Consider the following 16,970-nt stretch of genomic DNA (forward strand, 5'->3'; position numbering starts at 1 on the left):
ACAACGTAACCGGCCTGCATTTAGACGCATTACGGGCGTAAAAGGCCGACCAAACCTGCTATTTTACGCTGTCCTGCCCGCCGCCTGCGGTTTTGCGGTGCGCCTTGTCTGGTCACACCTTCTCGCCACACCCACCATCCCATGCCCGATACCGCCCCGCGCCTGTTTGACCAAGATTCGAGTGACACCGTGCGTTCTTCCGCCAGTTCCGGCATCACCGCCGCCCGGCTGGTCATCGGACTGGTCCAGGGGCTGGTGCTGTTCGTGCTGTACCAGAGCTGGACCGCCGGCAGCTGGCCGGCGCAGTCGCCGATGGTGTTTCGCCCGTTGCTGATGATGGCCCTGTTCGTGCCGCCAGTGATCATTACCGGGCTGGCGCACATCACGCTGCGCAAGCTGGCGTTGTGGACCGCACTGCTGATCGCCTTGACCGCGTTGATCGGACTGTATGACGCCTGGCGCTCCGATCTCGGCACGCTGCTCGACGCCGAAGCCCTGAGCGCCTGGCGCGACCAGCAAAAGACCCACCTGTCACCATCGGCCCTGGCATTGCTGCTGGTCGCCGCGGGCCTGTTCATCGGCCAGGCGATGGTGCTGGCGGCCAATGCCGATGGCCGTGTGATCGCGCGCTACCAGAGTTACTTCGCACTGGCCTGGAAACTGGCGCTGCAGATTGCGCTGGCATTGTTGTTCAACCTGATGCTATGGCTGGTGTTGAGTACCGGGGCGGCCTTGTTCAACCTGGTCAAGCTCGGCTTCCTGCAGCAGTTGCTGGGCAAGCCTTGGTTCAACATTCCTGTCTTCGCGCTGGCCTTCGCCAGCGCCCTGCACCTGACCGATGTCCGTCCCGCCATCATCGCCGGCGTGCGCAAGCTGCTGTTGACGGTATTGTCGTGGCTGCTGCCGCTGTGCACGGTGATCGTGGTGGGCTTCCTGGGCAGTCTGGCCGTCACCGGCCTGGAGCCGCTGTGGCAAACGCGCCATGCGTCGGCGGTGCTGCTGGGCACTTGCGCCATGCTGGTGGTGCTGATCAATGTGCTTTACCAGGATGGGCTGGCGCCCGAATCACGCCGCCTGGTCAACGCCCTGCTGCGGCTGGCCTGCCTGTTGCCGCTGCCGCTGGCGGCCTTGGGCATCTACGCGCTGTGGCTGCGCGTGGCGCAGTATGGCTGGACCGTCGATCGCATCACGGCAGCGCTGTCCATGCTGGTGGCTGCCCTCTATGCCATCGGTTATGCGATGGCCGCGGTGCGCAGGCATCAGCCGATGACGCTGCTGGCACAGACCAATGTGTTCGCCAGCCTGGCGATCCTGGCCATCTTCGTGGCGGTGCTGTCGCCGCTGGCCGATCCGGCGCGCATTGCGGTGGCCGACCAGTTGCCGCGCTTGCTGGCAGGCAAGACGGCCAGCGGCGACTTCGACGCCCGCTTCTGGCGCTTCGACAGCGAGCGCTACGGCGTTCAGGCCTTGCGTACCCTGGAGCAGTCGCCCGGCGAGCAGGGCCAGTGGTTGCGACAAGCTGCGCAACAGGCCTTGCGGCGGACCCACAAATGGGAATCCGACACGGTCGCCGTGGCGGCCGCCGACCTCAAGGGCAATCTGCGCGCGCAGCCGAGCGGCAGCGTGCTGCCCCCCGGCTTCGCCGCCACCGACTGGAAAAAACGACAGCCGGCGGGCTTCTACGAGTTACCGGCCTGTCTGCGACAACGCGGCGTCATGTGCGACCTGTATACAGTGCACTTACCCGAACAGGCCCATCCCTATGTGCTGCTGTTCGACGAACGCGGCGCGCCGTCCCTGTTTTTCAGCGACCAGGACGGCTGGCGCATGGTCGGCCATTTCGATGTGGCACCGTCCTGTCGCCAGCTGATACGGCAGGCCGCCGCAAAAGGCATGCTCATGTGGCAACGACCGCCACCACACGACCTGCTGGTGGGCGGCGTCCAGGTACCCTTGGTGCAGCCGCGGCATCAAGCTGTCGAATGTCCATCGCCGACGCCATGACGGGCAGCGCAGGCGGCGGCTGAACAAAGTAGCGATACACTGTAATTAATCACAGTACAATAACGCCATTCTGTTGACCTGCCGACAGGCGCCGTGGCGCGCCTGGCATCTCGCCCTCACATGCCCGTCACCGCAAAAAAGCCTACCGGCAAAACGCCGGCCAAGAAAAGCAGCGCCAAGGTGGCGGCCGCCAAGCCCGAAAACAAGCTGGCCAAACTGGGCCTGCACAATGACATGGACCTGGCGCTGCACCTGCCGCTGCGCTACGAAGACGAAACCACGCTGATGAGCATCGCCGAGGCCTCGCTGCGGGGCCTGCAGACGGTCCAGGTCGAAGGCGTGGTGACGACGTGCGATGTGCAGTTTCGCCCGCGCCGGCAACTGGTGGTCACCATCGGTGACGACAGCGGCCAGCTGGTGATGCGCTTTCTCAATTTCTACGGGAGCCAGACCAAGCAACTGGCCGAAGGCACCCGGGTGCGGGTGCGCGGCGAACTGCGGCATGGCTTCTTTGGCGCCGAGATGGTCCACCCCTCCTATAAGGTGGTCAACCTCGATGCGCCGCTACCCGATGTACTGACTCCCGTCTATCCGGCCGGCGAAGGCTTGTCGCAGGCGTTCTTGCGGCGTGCCATTGCCAATGCGCTGAGCCGGCTCGACTGGAGCGACACGCTGCCGCCCTCGATGCGGGAAACCCTGCAACTGGAACCCTTCGAGGCATCGGTGCGGCTGCTGCACAACCCGCCGCCGGAGGTCGATGAACATGCGCTGATGGAGCGTTCGCATCCGGCCTGGGTGCGCATGAAGTTCGACGAACTGCTGGCCCAGCAACTGTCGCTCAAGCGCGCCCAGGCGGCACGCCGCGCCAAGAGCGCGCGCGCCCTGCCGGTGACCGGCCACGTCACGCAAGCCTTGACGGCGGTGCTGCCGTTTCGCCTGACCGGCGCCCAGGAGCGCGTGCTCGACGAGATCCGCGCCGACCTGCGCGCATCGTTTCCGATGCAGCGCCTGCTGCAGGGCGACGTCGGCAGCGGCAAGACCGTGGTGGCGGCACTGGCGGCGGCCCAGGCCATTGACAGCGGCTGCCAGGCGGTCTTGATGGCGCCGACCGAAATCCTGGCCGAGCAGCACTTCCGCAAGATCGCCGCGTGGATGGAACCGCTCGACATCGGCGTGGCATGGCTCTCGGGCAGCCAGAAGAAGAAGGAAAAGACCGAAGCCCTGCAGCACATCGAATCGGGGGCGGCGCGCCTGGTGGTCGGCACCCATGCCCTGATCCAGGACACGGTGCAGTTCCAGAACCTGGGGCTGGTGATCGTAGACGAACAGCATCGGTTCGGCGTCGGGCAGCGCCTGGCGCTGCGCAACAAGAGCATCGTGCCGGGCGCCGAGGCCGATGCCCTGGTGCCGCACCAGTTGATGATGTCGGCCACGCCGATACCGCGCACGCTGGCCATGACCTACTACGCCGACCTTGAGGTATCGGTGATCGACGAACTGCCGCCGGGGCGTTCGCCCATCGTCACCCGCGTGATCGACCAGGTCCGCCGCGACGAAGTCATCGAGCGGGTGCACGCGGCGGCGCTCGAAGGCAAGCAGATCTATTGGGTCTGCCCCCTGATCGAAGAATCCGAGGCGCTGCAACTGCAGACCGCCACCGACACCCACGCCACGCTGTCGGCGGCCCTGCCCGGGCTCACCATCGGCCTGGTGCATGGCCGCATGAAACCGGTCGAGAAACAGGTAGTGATGGAAGGCTTCAGCCGCGGCGCGGTACATGTGCTGGTGGCCACCACGGTCATCGAGGTGGGGGTGGACGTGCCCAACGCCTCGTTGATGGTGATCGAGCACGCCGAGCGCTTTGGCCTGTCGCAACTGCACCAGTTGCGCGGACGGGTCGGACGCGGCTCGGCCGCCAGCGTATGCCTGCTGCTCTACCAGGGTCCGCTGGGCGGCACCGCCAAGGAACGCCTGGCGACCATGCGCGAGACCACCGACGGCTTCGAGATCGCCCGGCGCGACCTCGATATCCGCGGGCCAGGCGAGTTTCTGGGTGCGCGACAGTCGGGCGAAGCCATGCTGCGCTTTGCCGACCTGGCCACCGATCAATGGCTGGTGGAAAAGGCGCGTGACACGGCGCAAGCGCTGCTCAATCACGCACCCGATATCGTCGATCGCCACCTGACCCGCTGGCTCGGTGGGCGCGAAGACTACCTGAAGGTCTAGGCCGCTCACCGGCCCTCTCCCATTGCGCAAAATGTCAACCAGCACGCCAGATCGTGCGCGGCACCCTCCTCTGCTGCACTGAGCAAAAAACGAGCTGTGGATACTCAAGTGTTATTCGCAGGAATGTTCGCGGAACGTCGATTGACTCCGTTGTTTTTGCACGCCAACCTACGTGATCGGCGAGATTCGTTTTAATTTTTCCCAACATTGAGATCATCGCGGAACTCGCCATTGTTGCAAAGCAACGCCGCATCGATGCGTTAGGCCGGACATAACCGCCAGCGCCGATGGACATAAAAATCGCAGTACAAATAAAGAGGAACCTTCCATGCTAGTGTCGAGCCATGACCCTTTCCAACCGGCGCGCAGGCCGTTGTGCCCGCGCTGCCAGCGCGCCCAATCGGCCTGCATCTGCCACTGGATTTCGCCGATCAATCATGCCTTCGATGTACTGATCCTGCAGCACCCGGGCGAATCCAACAATGCCAAGAACAGCGCCCGCCTGCTGCATCTGAGCCTGCCCCACAGCCGCCTGGCCGTCGGCGAGATCTTCGAACCGACCGAACTCAAGACACTGCTGTTCGGCCCCACGCTGCTGCCCGCCGAATTTACCGAAGGCGACGGCAATCGCGCCGAACCCGAGATGCACCCGATCCTGCTGTACACGGAAGACGCAGGCACCCCGGCCAGTTCCCGCTTCGACGCCCGCACCATGCTGATCGACGAAATCCACCCGGTCGACCGGCTGCGCCTGGTGATTCTCGACGGCACCTGGCGCAAGAGCCGCAAGATGTTGTACGAAAACCCGCTGTTGCAGGCGCTGCCCCGCCTGGCGCTGGTCGACACGCCGCTGTCGCAATACATCATCCGCAAGGCGCACAAGCCCGAACAGCTTTCGACGCTGGAAGCGGCAGGCTATGCGCTGATGCAACTGGAGCGCAACAGCGAAAAATATCATCCGCTGCTCAATGCTTTCGATGGCTTCATCCTGCAGCAGGGCTATTTGCGGATCCATGCGCAGGCGACACGGCGCGCATGACACCCGCAGCCTCGACGGCCACGCGCGCCGCTTTGGCGTGCGGCGCGCCAAAGCGCATATAATTGCGTCATCCTCGAAAATTGACGATTGCCTTCATGGCGCGCAATCCACGTTCAATCCCACCCGCGACCACCAATAGACATGAGTTCAGAATTTCAGCAATTGGCAGATAAAGTCAGCCAGCTCGCCCGGCTGGCGCAAGGCCTGCGCGACGAAAACGCCGAACTGCGGCGCACTGTGAAATCCCTTAGCGAGCAGAATGCAGAATTGAACCTGCGCGTGGATCAGGCCTACGATCGTGTCGCCGGCGTCCTGGCGACATTGCCTGTGGCCGAGATCGACGCGCTTGACGCCAACTCCGAAGAACAGGAGACCGCATGACCATCCAGATCCAGGCCACCATCATGGGCCAGTCGTACACCCTGGCCTGCCGCGAAGGCGAACAGGCCGCGCTGCATCATGCGGTCAGCTATCTCGACCAGAAGATGCGCGTCATCCGTGACGCTGGCCGTATCAAGGGCACCGACCGCATCGCCGTCATGGCCGCGCTCGGCATTGCCGCCGAGCTGCTCTCGACCCAGCATGGCGAAGGCCCGTTTGCCGGCCTGACGCTGGCCGAATGGAAGCAGCAGATCACCAACATCAATGAAGTGCTGGACCAGGCTCTCGCGCCACAGGAAAAACTGTTCTGACCGGCGACTGGTCTAAGCACACAAGACGGCTGTCCCTGGACAGCCGTTTTTTGTTGCGCGTCAACATTGGCAGAGCGGCAAAACGCGCCGACGCGCGGCCTGAAAAGTTGTGATGACCAAAATCACCATGGACACAAGGAAATCCCGTTACAAATCAGGGATTATTTTTTATAACTAAGCCTTGGTGCGGCGACCTGAATGAGTTAGACTTTGTACTCCTGCCGTGTTCGCGATTGCCATATATTCCTTGAACCATTTACGAGCATAGGCTGTGGGACCGTTTGATGGGCGTGAGCGTCGCTAGACCGATGAACCCGAAATTAAACTACTGCAGCCAACTTGAACCAGTAAGGTTCAGGATGCCGGCACAGCGGCACAGGCGGGGCTTAATTCCCCATGAAAAACGGCTGCAGATGCAGCCGTTTTTTATTTTCCGTGTTCATTTTTCACGGCATCAATCCACCAGGCCGACGACTATCATTCCTCGCGCTTGCGCGCCTTGCGCTCGCTGCCGACCTCGGCAATCGCGTCCTGGAATTCGGTTACATCCTCGAAGCTCTTGTAGACCGAAGCGAAACGGATATAGGCAATCTTGTCGAGCCGCTTCAGCTCACGCATCACCAGTTCGCCGATCTGCCCCGACATCACCTCACGCGCCCCGCTTTGCAACAGTTTTTCCTGGATGCTCTGCAATGCCGCGTCCAGCGCTTCGGCCGAGACAGGGCGCTTGCGCAAGGCCAGCATCAGGCTGCCGCGCAACTTGCCCGCATCGAACTCGGTGCGGCTGCCGTTCTTCTTGACGATCACCGGCAAGGTCAATTCGATGCGTTCGTAGGTGGTAAAGCGCTTGTCGCAGGCGTCACAGCGGCGGCGACGGCGGATCGAGCTGCCATCTTCGGCCACGCGGGTGTCCAGCACCGGGGTATCTTCGTGATTACAGAAAGGGCACTTCATGGCGGCAATGAGACCAATCGTTGAATGTTGCTGAAACGCCGGATAAGAAGACGGCGCCCAGAGCGGACGCCGTCACTTGCCGTTTGATGCTTACTGGACGCAGGCCAGGAATCAGCCGTAGACCGGGAAAGCGTCGGTCAGCTTCTTGACCTCGACCTTGACCCGCTCGATGGTAGCCGCATCATGCGGATTGTCGAGCACGTCGGCGATCAGGTTACCGACCTTCTCGGCCTCGGCTTCCTTGAAACCGCGGGTAGTCATGGCCGGGCTGCCCAGGCGGATACCCGAGGTCACGAACGGCTTCTGCGGATCGTTGGGAATACCGTTCTTGTTGCAGGTGATATGGGCCGTGCCCAGGATCGCCTCGGCTTCCTTGCCGGTCAGGTTCTTCGGTTGCAGGTCGACCAGCATCACGTGCGACTCGGTGCCGCCGGAGACGATACGCAGGCCGCGCTTGATCAGGGTCTTGGCCAGCACGTCGGCGTTCTTCACCACTTGCTGCTGGTAAGCCTTGAATTCAGGCGATGCGGCTTCCTTGAAGGCGACTGCCTTGGCGGCGATGACGTGCATCAACGGACCACCCTGGATACCCGGGAAGATGGCCGAGTTGATGGCCTTCTCGTGCTCGGCCTTCATCAGGATCACGCCACCGCGCGGACCGCGCAGCGACTTGTGGGTGGTCGAGGTCACGAAGTCGGCGTGCGGCACCGGGTTCGGATAGACGCCGGCGGCGATCAGGCCGGCGTAGTGCGCCATGTCGACCATGAAATAGGCGCCCACTTCCTTGGCGATCTTGGCAAAGCGCTCGAAATCGATGCGCAGCGAATAGGCCGAAGCACCGGCGATGATCAGCTTGGGCTTCTTTTCACGGGCCAGGGCTTCCATGGCTTCGTAGTCGATCTCTTCCTTCTCGTTGAGGCCGTACGACACCACGTTGAACCACTTGCCCGACATGTTCAGCGCCATGCCGTGGGTCAGGTGACCGCCTTCGGCCAGCGACATGCCCATGATGGTGTCGCCGGGCTTGAGCATGGCGAAGAACACGCCCTGGTTGGCCTGCGAGCCCGAGTTAGGCTGCACGTTGGCGGCTTCGGCGCCGAACAGGGCCTTCAGGCGATCGATCGCCAGTTGCTCGGCGACGTCGACGAACTCACAGCCACCGTAGTAACGCTTGCCCGGATAGCCTTCGGCATACTTGTTAGTCAATTGCGAACCCTGCGCTTCCATCACCGCTGGCGAGGTGTAGTTTTCGGAAGCGATCAGCTCGATATGCTCTTGCTGGCGGGTGTTTTCCTTCTGGATTGCGGCCCACAGGTCCGGATCGGCCTTGGCCAGGGTCAGGTTCTTGTCAAACATGGTTTCTCCAATTGATGAGGTGCGACCGGAAAACCAACCTGTCGCCGGCAACGCCGGTCGTTCGGTCGATTTTCAAAATCGAATGAGGGCCAAGGAATAGGGGAAATTACGGGCAGCCTCAGTCGTACTATCCATTCGGCTACCCAGGCGCACGGCTGATGAAAAATCTCACGCTTCCCGATGGATACCCATCTTGGCCGGACTGATCCGGTCTTTCGCCAGTCACGTGAGACGAAATGGTGAACGCATTGTATTAAAACGGAGCGATTTGGGCAAGATTCTCGCAGCAGGCCGCAACAAAGCGAACGACCGCGCCAGAGGGCGCTTTCGGCTACAATTTCGTCTTTCGCCAGCGCCGCCGGCGTATCAGCTTGCAACTAAGGAGAATTACAGATGGTCGTCTTGATTACCGGAGCAACCGCAGGATTCGGCGCCGCCATGGCCCGCAAGTTTGTCGCCAACGGCCATTTGGTGATCGCCGCCGGCCGCCGCAAGGAACGGCTCGATGACCTGGTGGCCGAACTGGGCGCCGAGCGCGTGTTGCCGCTGGTGCTGGACGTGACCGACAAGAAATCCATCGAATCCGGCCTGGGCAGCCTGTCCGGCCAGTGGCAACAGGTCGACGTGCTGATCAACAACGCCGGTCTGGCGCTGGGCCTGGGCCCGGCCCATGAAGTGGCGCTGTCCGACTGGGAAACCATGATCGACACCAACGTCAAGGGCCTGGTCACCGTGACCCACGCCCTGTTGCCGGCCATGGTCGCGCGCGGCACCGGCACCATCATCAACCTGGGCTCGGTGGCAGGCGCCTATCCGTATCCGGGCGGCAACGTCTATGGCGCCACCAAGGCCTTCGTCGACCAGTTCACCCTGAACCTGCGCGCCGACCTGGTAGGCACCGGCGTGCGCGCCACCAACCTGGCGCCTGGCCTGTGCGGCGGCACCGAATTCTCCAATGTGCGCTTCAAGGGCGACGATTCGGCCGCCTCCAAGGTCTACGAAGGCACCACCCCGCTGACCGCCGACGACATCGCCGAAGCCGCTTTCTGGGTGGCGACCATGCCGGCCCACGTCAACATCAACTATATGGAGTTGATGCCGACCTGCCAGGGTTTCAGCCCGTTCAACATCAAGCGCACACAGTGATTAACAGTGATTAAATAAGCTGGAGATTGGAGTAGAATGGCGTTTTCGCCGCAACTGGCCTGGCCACTGGCGAACACGCTGCTCACGCGGCACCTAGGCAATCTTGCAATATTTCCTTTACGGCAATCTTCCGTGCAGCTGCTCTTCTCCGATCTCCAATAACAACAAGCATATGAGTGCTGTCCGCAGTCTTTTCGACTGGAAGATTCGAGTCTATTACGAAGATACCGACGCTGGCGGCGTCGTGTTCTACGCCAACTACCTGAAGTTCTTCGAGCGCGCCCGTACCGAGTGGCTGCGCTCCTTCGGGTTCGGGCAGCACGAACTGGCGGCCGAACTGGGCGCGCTGTTCGTGGTCAAGAATACCGCAGTGGATTACATCGCCCCGGCCCGGCTTGATGATGAACTCAAGCTCACCGTCGCGGTCGAAAAGCTCCGGAATGCCTCCATCGAGTTCGTTCAGGAGGCGTGGCGCCAGCCGTCGGGGGATGGCGCCGGCGGGCATCAGGAGCCGTTGCTGCTGGCCCGCAGCCGCATCACCGTGGTCTGTATCGACGCCGCGACGTTCCGCCCGCAGGCGATTCCCGATCAGTTGCTGGCATCGATCAAGGCGCAATCATGATGTCCCACGTGGATGACGCTGGCCACCGCACGGCAACACGTTCTTGACATGCGCCAATGGCGAAACCGACTGAATTGCTTTAAAACCACCTTTCCTTTGACTTGCAGGCTGCAGCCCTTCACATGAACGTCACTCAAGACTTGTCCTTCATTTCCTTGGTCGCCAACGCGTCCATCCTGGTGCAACTGGTCATGCTGCTGCTGTTGTCAGCCTCGATCATCAGCTGGACCTACATCTTCCGCAAGATGTTTGCCATTCGCAGCGCGCGCGTGCAGACCGAAGAATTCGAACGGGTATTCTGGTCGGGCGGCAACCTGGCGGCGCTCTATCAGGACGCGCTGTCGAATCGCCGCAAGGCCGGCGCCGGCGGCGGCGCACTGGAACGCATCTTCCAGGCCGGCATGGGTGAATTCAACAAGGCCAAGGCATCGGTTGCCGCCCGTGGCGGCGCGGTCGAATCGACCCTGCTGCTGGACGGCGCCCGCCGCGCCATGCGCGCGGCCTACCAGCGCGAGATGGACGCGCTCGAATCGCACCTGGCCTTTCTGGCGTCGGTCGGTTCGGTCTCGCCCTACGTCGGCCTGTTCGGCACGGTCTGGGGCATCATGAATGCCTTCCGCGGCCTGGCCAATGTGCAGCAAGCCACGCTGTCGGCAGTGGCGCCAGGTATTGCAGAGGCGCTGATCGCCACTGCCATCGGCCTGTTCGCGGCGATTCCTGCGGTGGTTGCCTACAACCGTTACTCGCACGATATCGATCGCCTGGCGATTCGCTTCGAAAGCTTTATCGAAGAATTCTCTAACATCTTGCAACGTCAGGCGCGCTAAACAATGGCCGGCTCATCGATGCGCGGGGGGCGTCCCCGCAAGTTCAAGTCCGAGATCAACGTCGTGCCCTACATCGACGTGATGCTGGTGCTGCTGATCATCTTCATGGTCGCCGCCCCTGTCACCAATCCCAGCGTGATCAACCTGCCCACGGCCGGCAAGTCGACCCAGCCGCCGGCCGACTATATCGAGATCGCGCTCAAGCCCAACACCCAGGCCACGATCCGCATCAATGGCCCCAAGAGCGGCGGCAAGAAGGCCGAAACCGTCACCGGCAAGGTCGACCTGGCCGAGCGCTTGCAGGCATTGCATGCCGACAATCCTGATCTGGCCGTGATGATCTCGGCCGACAAGGAAATCAAGTACGACGAAGTGGTGCAAGTGATTTCGGAAGCCAAGAAGCAAGGGATCGTAAGGGTCGGCCTGGCCACCAAGTAACCATGAGCGAGAACGCCCCGTACAACATCCCCAAGGCCCCGGGCCGCTGGCGCGCCATCACGCTGGCGCTGGTGATGCACGTCGCGCTGTTTCTGTTCTTCTGGATCGGCATCCGCTGGCAGAACGAAGTGCCGCTGACGGTCGAAGCCGAAATCTGGGACCCGGTGCCCAAGGAAGCCGCGCCCCTGCCCACGCCGCCGCAGCCAGAACCGCAACCGGTGGTCGAGCCGCCCAAGCCGGCGCCAGAACCTGAGCCCGAACCCAAGCCCGTGCCCCCCAAGGTGGTGGACGAGCCCAAGGTCGAGAAGCCCGACATCGCCCTCGAGAAAGAGAAGAAGCGCAAGGAAGAGCTCGAAAAGAAGGCCGAGCAGCTGAAGGCGCAGAAGGAACGCGAGAAGAAAGAACAGGCCGAGAAGGAAAAGTCTGAAAAGGAACGCGCCGAGAAAGAAAAAGCGGAACGCGAGAAAAAAGAAAAGCTCGAAGCAGACAAGCTGAAGAAAGCCAAGGAAGAAAAGCAGAAAGAGGACGAGGCCAAGAAGAAGGCCGACGCCGAGAAGCAGGCTGTTGAAAAGAAAAAGCAGGCGGCCGACGCCAAGGCTGCGGAAGCACGCCGCCAGGAAGACTTGAAGCGCATGATGGGCCAGGCCACCAGCAGCACCGGCGGCACCGGCACGGCCGAGAAATCGCAGGGTCCCAAGGGCAACCCGGATTACGCTAACAAATTGCGCGCCAAGATCCGCTCCAACACGGTATTTGACGTGCCGGGCGACCTGAGCGGAAACCCCGCCGTGGAGTACACTGTCGAACTATTCCCGGACGGCACCGTACGCACTGTGCGCAACACCAAGCAGTCAGGCGTGCCGGGCTTTGACGATGCAGTACGCCAGGCCATCATGAAGTCGCAGCCCTACCCGGCCGACAAGGATGGCAAGGTACCGTCCAGCTTCTCCTTCACTCATAAACCGAAAGATCAGTAAACGATGAGAAATGTCCGTTACCTGACCAGCATTGCAATAACCGCCGTCGGGCTGGCTTTTGCACCTGCTTCGCAAGCCCAGTTGCGCTTCGAGATCACCGGCGTGGGTGCCACCCAGATCCCGATCGCCATCGCCGCCTTCCCCGGCGAAGAATCGGCGCAGCAAAAGATTACCTCCATCGTCAAGGCCGACCTGGCCCGCAGCGGCATCTTCAAGCTGATCGACAACAGCGATGCCCTGTCGGACTCGTCGACCATCAACTATGGCGACTGGCAAAAGCGCGGCGCCAATGCGCTGGCCGTGGGCAGCGTCCAGACCCTGGCCGATGGCCGCTTCGATGTGCGCTATCGCCTGTTCGACACGGTACAGTCGAGCCAGCTGTCGGCGCTGTCGTTCGGCAGCCAGCCGCAACTGATGCGCCTGACCGCGCACAAGATCGCCGATGACATCTACCAGAAGCTGACCGGCATCCCGGGCATCTTCTCGACCCGCATCGCCTACGTCACCAAGTCCGGCAGCGAATACCGCCTCGAAGTGGCCGATGCCGATGGCGAAGGCAGCCAGGTGGCACTGCGCTCCAACGAGCCGATCATCTCGCCTTCGTGGTCGCCCGATGGCACCAAGGTCGCCTACGTCTCGTTCGAGATGAAGAAACCGGTGGTCTACATCCAGAACCTGGTGACGCGCCAGCGCTCCATCGTGGCCAACTTCAAGGGCAGCAACTCGGCCCCGTCGTGGTCGCCCGATGGCACCCGCCTGGCCGTGGCGCTGACCCGTGACGGCTACACCCAGGTCTACATCATCAATGCCGACGGCACCGGCCTGCGTCGCCTGACCAACACCGCCGGCATCGACACCGAGCCGCGTTTCTCGGCCGACGGCGGCAGCGTCTTCTTTACCAGCGACCGCAGCGGCGGCCCGCAGATCTACAAGGTCAGCGTCGACGGTGGCAACGCCCAGCGCGTCACCTTCAACGGCAGCTACAACATCAGCCCCCGCGTCTCGCCTGACGGCAAGACGCTGGCATTCATTGCACGTCGCGATGGTCGCTTCCAGCTGTATGCGCTGGACTTGACCAACGGCCAGGAGCAACGCCTGTCCGACACCGATCGCGACCAGTCACCCAGTTTTGCCCCGAACGGCAAATACATCATGTACGCGACGGAATCTGGTCGTCGCGGATCCCTGGCCATCGTTTCTGTAGATGGCCGTTTCAAGCAGCGTCTCACGACGCAGGTCGGTGATATCAGGGAACCGACCTGGGGTCCGTTCATGAAATAAACTTTCTAACAGTCATTACGACATTCATCACGACAGGAGTAATCCAAAATGCGCACTATCAGCACCTTCGCACTCATCGTCTCCAGCGCTGTTCTGCTGGCCGCCTGCTCGTCCACCAAACTGGACGACAAGAACGCACCGGTTGAAAACCGCGCTGGCGCCGGCACTGGCGCCGACACCCGTGCCGTTGGCACCGTCAACGCCGGTTCGACCGACCCGCTGAACGACCCGCAAGGCGTTCTGGCAAAGCGTAGCGTGTACTTCGACTACGACAGCTACAGCATCAAGGACGAGTACCGCACCGTGGTTGAAAACCACGCCAAGTACCTGGTCGCCAACAAGGGCCGCAAGGTAATCGTGCAAGGCAACACCGATGATCGCGGTGGCGCCGAATACAACCTGGCCCTGGGTCAGAAGCGTGCAGAAGCCGTGCGCAAGGCACTGGTCCTGCTGGGCGTGTCGGACGCACAGGTCGAAGCAGTTTCGTTCGGCAAGGAAAAGCCGAAGGCACTGGGTCAGGATGAGACTTCGTACGGCGAAAACCGTCGCGCAGACATCGCTTATCAGTGATCGACATGGGTACCGCTTTCAGATTGAAAACGGTAGCTGTGGCGGCCTTCCTGGCCGCCACAGCCTATTTACCGCTCACCGCCCATGCGGGCCTGTTTGACGACGAAGAAGCGCGCAAGGCGATCATGGACATCCGTTCCAAGATCGAGGCGTTGCAGCGCGACGTTGCCAACAAGTCCGACAAGAACAGCGCACTGACACTCTCGGACCGCAACGACAATCTGCAGTCGCAGATTTCGGCATTGCGAGGCCAGATCGAAGTGCTGACCAATGAGATCACCAACGCCCAACAGCGTCAAAAGGATTTCTACGTCGACCTCGACGCCCGTCTGCGCAAGCTCGAGCCGCAGCAGGTCACGGTCGATGGCCAGTCGGCAGCCGTCGGCATTCCTGAACAGCAAGCCTATGACGCGGCGCTGTCGCAGTTCAAGGGTGGCGACTACAAGGGTGCCGGCAATGCCTTCGGCGACTTCATCAAGCGTTACCCGCAATCGGCTTATGCCGCTTCGGCGCAGTACTGGCAGGGCAATTCGCTGTACGCCCAGCGCGACTACAAGGGCGCCATTGCGGCCCAGCAGAACGTGGTAAAAAGTTACCCCGACAATCCGAAGGTCGCCGACGCGCTGCTGAACATCGCCAGCTCGCAAGCCGAACTGAAGGACAAGGCCGCAGCCAAGAAGACGCTGGAGCAGTTGATCGCCAAATACCCCGGCACGCCAGCGGCGCAAACCGCCAAGGACCGCATTGCTTCGTTGAAGTGATTTAGTCCCGAAGTTTTTTGCATAGTGTTATGCATTGCAATTTGACAGACGCAATCGAGTCTGACTATAATATCGGTCTTTCGGGTCGTTAGCTCAGTTGGTAGAGCAGCGGACTTTTAATCCGTTGGTCGCAGGTTCAAGTCCCGCACGGCCTACCAGAAATTCAGCAGTAGCTGCAAAAGAAAAGCCCGCCTCGTGCGGGCTTTTCTTTTTTCTTCGCCCATCTCGTTCCACGGGTTTGCCGTATCCTGGCGGCCGCATTCCGACGCCGCACATCCCACAGCAACGCAGCATTTCATCCAGATGGCGCTGGCGCGTCTTCTCCACTATGATGAAGACGCGCGGCGGCACTAAACCAACTCAAAACCGCCCCCCGAATCTCGCGACAGCATTCGTCGCAACGCATCGTTCCGGCATTTCCGTGCAGCATTTCTCAATGATATGGATCACGAAGGGGGAGCAGACCGTGCATATTTCCAACATAACAATTCGCGTGCGCTTGTGGCTGGGCTTCGGCTTGCTGATGGTGCTGATCGTGGTGATGGCGGCCTCTGGCATCACCCGGCTGGCGCAGCTGAACCGGCAGATGAGCGCAGTCATCCATGATCAGTATCCCAAGACCGTAGTGGCCGGCGACATCGTCGACCAGCTCAATCTGGTCGCGCGTTCGGTACGCAATATCCTGCTGCTCAAGGATGCCAAGCAGATCCAGAGCGAAGCGGACCGCATCACCGGCGCCGACCGTGCCACCGGGGAAGATCTCGCCCAGTTGGACCGGATGCTCACCGATGCCGAGAGCCGGGTGTTGCTGACGCGCCTGCAGCAGGCACTGGCGGCCTACGTCGACAAGCGCCAGAAGGTATTGACGATGGTCGAGCAAGGCGTCAAGGAAGGCGCCATCGACGTACTCATCGGCGAAGTAAGGCCGGTGCAAAGCGCCTCCATGAATGCGGCCGAGGCGCTGATCAAGCAACAGCAAGAGATCATGAAGGCCGCCGGCGACGAAGTGCAGGACAACTATGCGCATGCGCGCAACCTGATGCTCGGCCTGACCGCGCTCGGCCTGCTGGTCGCCACCCTGATCGCCTGGACCATTACCCGCAGCATTACCGACCCCCTGGACCGCGCAGTGCGGGTGGCCGAGCTGGTGGCAGACGGCGACCTGACGTCTACCATCGACGGCCGCGGTCGCGACGAGACCAGCAAGCTGCTGCGCGCGCTCAAGAAGATGAACGACAACCTGCTCGACATCGTCGGCCAGGTGCGGAGCGCAACCGATACGATCGCCATCGCCAGTCGAGAGATTGCCACCGGCAACCTCGATCTGTCGTCGCGCACCGAACAACAGGCGGCCTCGCTCGAGGAAACCGCCTCTTCGATGGAAGAACTGACCGCCACCGTCAGGCAGAATGCCGACAATTCGAAGCAGGCAGACACGTTGGCCGAATCGGCCACGACCGTGGCACGCCGTGGCGGCGCCGTGGTCGGCCAGGTGGTCGAGACCATGGGCGCCATCAATGAATCGTCCCGGAAGATCGGCGACATCATCGGCGTGATCGATGGCATTGCCTTCCAGACCAATATCCTGGCGCTCAATGCCGCCGTGGAAGCCGCACGCGCGGGAGAGCAAGGTCGTGGTTTCGCCGTGGTGGCGTCGGAAGTGCGCTCGCTGGCCCAGCGTTCAGCCACTGCCGCTCGCGAGATCAAGGAATTGATCGGTGGTTCGGTGCAACGCGTAAGCGATGGCAACAAGCTGGTGGAGCAGGCCGTCGCCACCATCGAGGAAGTGGTGCAGAGCGTGCAGCGGGTCAGTAGCGTGGTCAACGAGATCAGCACTGCCGGGCGGGAACAGAGCTCGGGCATCGAGCAGGTCAACCTGGCCATCACGCAGATGGACCAGGTCACCCAGCAGAATGCTGCCCTGGTGGAACAGGCCGCCGCCGCCGCACAGTCGCTACAGGATCAGGCGGCGCAATTGGCACGGCTGGTATCGGTGTTCAAGATGGACCACAATGCGCCCCTTGCGGTGCTACCGCCGGCACTGGCCCATGCGCGCTGATAACCACCCTGTCCACCA

At 61.8% G+C, this 16,970-nt stretch carries 16 protein-coding genes, 1 tRNA gene, 1 other RNA gene and 1 riboswitch; of the genes, 16 read left to right on the forward strand and 2 right to left on the reverse strand.

What is annotated here, in order from left to right; translation table 11 throughout:
• Nucleotides 1-141: 141 nt before the first annotated feature.
• The 6 genes from LBW87_RS04755 (at nucleotide 142) to ssrS (ending at nucleotide 6,351) form a co-directional block, all read left to right on the forward strand.
• Entirely contained in the window at nucleotides 142-2,004 is a 1,863-nt protein-coding gene (locus LBW87_RS04755) for a DUF4153 domain-containing protein (RefSeq protein WP_225200271.1), read from the forward strand.
• Nucleotides 2,005-2,124: 120 nt separating this feature from the next.
• Nucleotides 2,125-4,230, forward strand: coding sequence for an ATP-dependent DNA helicase RecG (gene recG, locus LBW87_RS04760; RefSeq protein WP_225200272.1), 2,106 nt, complete (start codon nucleotides 2,125-2,127; stop codon nucleotides 4,228-4,230).
• A 328-nt stretch (nucleotides 4,231-4,558) separates the two neighbouring features.
• Nucleotides 4,559-5,269: a tRNA-uridine aminocarboxypropyltransferase gene (locus LBW87_RS04765; protein WP_225200273.1), complete on the forward strand. Its 711-nt coding sequence runs from the start codon at nucleotides 4,559-4,561 to the stop codon at nucleotides 5,267-5,269.
• Between the two features lie 162 nt (nucleotides 5,270-5,431).
• The gene (locus LBW87_RS04770; protein ID WP_413927610.1) at nucleotides 5,432-5,650 is read left to right on the forward strand and encodes a DUF904 domain-containing protein; all 219 of its coding nucleotides are present in this window, start codon (nucleotides 5,432-5,434) and stop codon (nucleotides 5,648-5,650) included.
• The gene (locus tag LBW87_RS04775) at nucleotides 5,647-5,961 is read left to right on the forward strand and encodes a cell division protein ZapA (RefSeq protein WP_225200275.1); all 315 of its coding nucleotides are present in this window, start codon (nucleotides 5,647-5,649) and stop codon (nucleotides 5,959-5,961) included. The genes LBW87_RS04770 and LBW87_RS04775 overlap by 4 nt, the downstream gene beginning before the upstream one ends.
• 212 nt (nucleotides 5,962-6,173) lie before the next feature.
• Nucleotides 6,174-6,351: non-coding RNA, 6S RNA (ssrS, locus tag LBW87_RS04780), on the forward strand.
• Nucleotides 6,352-6,438: 87 nt separating this feature from the next.
• On the opposite strand, the gene nrdR is transcribed toward ssrS, so the two are convergent.
• On the reverse strand, nucleotides 6,439-6,915 hold the full coding sequence (nrdR, locus tag LBW87_RS04785) for a transcriptional regulator NrdR (protein WP_225200276.1): 477 nt from the start codon (nucleotides 6,913-6,915) through the stop codon (nucleotides 6,439-6,441).
• 111 nt (nucleotides 6,916-7,026) lie between these two features.
• Nucleotides 7,027-8,271, reverse strand: a complete 1,245-nt coding sequence (gene glyA, locus LBW87_RS04790) for a serine hydroxymethyltransferase (RefSeq protein WP_225200277.1) — start codon at nucleotides 8,269-8,271, stop codon at nucleotides 7,027-7,029.
• Nucleotides 8,272-8,405: 134 nt separating this feature from the next.
• Nucleotides 8,406-8,507: riboswitch (ZMP/ZTP riboswitch) on the reverse strand.
• Between the two features lie 157 nt (nucleotides 8,508-8,664).
• Between glyA and LBW87_RS04795 the strand changes: the two genes are divergently transcribed.
• The 10 genes from LBW87_RS04795 (at nucleotide 8,665) to LBW87_RS04840 (ending at nucleotide 16,952) form a co-directional block, all read left to right on the forward strand.
• A complete protein-coding gene (locus LBW87_RS04795; RefSeq protein ID WP_225200278.1) occupies nucleotides 8,665-9,417 on the forward strand; it encodes an SDR family oxidoreductase in 753 nt (250 codons plus the stop codon).
• A 172-nt stretch (nucleotides 9,418-9,589) separates the two neighbouring features.
• Nucleotides 9,590-10,039, forward strand: a complete 450-nt coding sequence (gene ybgC / locus LBW87_RS04800; protein ID WP_225200279.1) for a tol-pal system-associated acyl-CoA thioesterase — start codon at nucleotides 9,590-9,592, stop codon at nucleotides 10,037-10,039.
• A gap of 122 nt (nucleotides 10,040-10,161) precedes the next feature.
• A complete protein-coding gene (tolQ, locus tag LBW87_RS04805; protein WP_008116469.1) occupies nucleotides 10,162-10,866 on the forward strand; it encodes a protein TolQ in 705 nt (234 codons plus the stop codon).
• Nucleotides 10,867-10,869: 3 nt separating this feature from the next.
• The gene (locus LBW87_RS04810; RefSeq protein ID WP_225200280.1) at nucleotides 10,870-11,304 is read left to right on the forward strand and encodes a biopolymer transporter ExbD; all 435 of its coding nucleotides are present in this window, start codon (nucleotides 10,870-10,872) and stop codon (nucleotides 11,302-11,304) included.
• Between the two features lie 2 nt (nucleotides 11,305-11,306).
• The gene (gene tolA / locus LBW87_RS04815) at nucleotides 11,307-12,281 is read left to right on the forward strand and encodes a cell envelope integrity protein TolA (RefSeq protein WP_225200281.1); all 975 of its coding nucleotides are present in this window, start codon (nucleotides 11,307-11,309) and stop codon (nucleotides 12,279-12,281) included.
• Between the two features lie 3 nt (nucleotides 12,282-12,284).
• Nucleotides 12,285-13,562, forward strand: a complete 1,278-nt coding sequence (tolB, locus tag LBW87_RS04820; RefSeq protein ID WP_225200282.1) for a Tol-Pal system beta propeller repeat protein TolB — start codon at nucleotides 12,285-12,287, stop codon at nucleotides 13,560-13,562.
• A gap of 48 nt (nucleotides 13,563-13,610) precedes the next feature.
• On the forward strand, nucleotides 13,611-14,132 hold the full coding sequence (gene pal / locus LBW87_RS04825) for a peptidoglycan-associated lipoprotein Pal (RefSeq protein ID WP_225200283.1): 522 nt from the start codon (nucleotides 13,611-13,613) through the stop codon (nucleotides 14,130-14,132).
• A gap of 5 nt (nucleotides 14,133-14,137) precedes the next feature.
• The gene (gene ybgF, locus LBW87_RS04830; RefSeq protein ID WP_225200284.1) at nucleotides 14,138-14,893 is read left to right on the forward strand and encodes a tol-pal system protein YbgF; all 756 of its coding nucleotides are present in this window, start codon (nucleotides 14,138-14,140) and stop codon (nucleotides 14,891-14,893) included.
• A gap of 82 nt (nucleotides 14,894-14,975) precedes the next feature.
• A tRNA-Lys gene (locus LBW87_RS04835) sits at nucleotides 14,976-15,051 on the forward strand.
• A gap of 308 nt (nucleotides 15,052-15,359) precedes the next feature.
• Complete coding sequence (locus LBW87_RS04840) at nucleotides 15,360-16,952, forward strand: methyl-accepting chemotaxis protein (RefSeq protein WP_225200285.1); 1,593 nt, start codon at nucleotides 15,360-15,362, stop codon at nucleotides 16,950-16,952.
• Nucleotides 16,953-16,970 lie beyond the last annotated feature (18 nt).

It is taken from the genome of Herbaspirillum sp. alder98 (assembly GCF_020179755.1).
GTDB lineage: Bacteria > Pseudomonadota > Gammaproteobacteria > Burkholderiales > Burkholderiaceae_D > Herbaspirillum.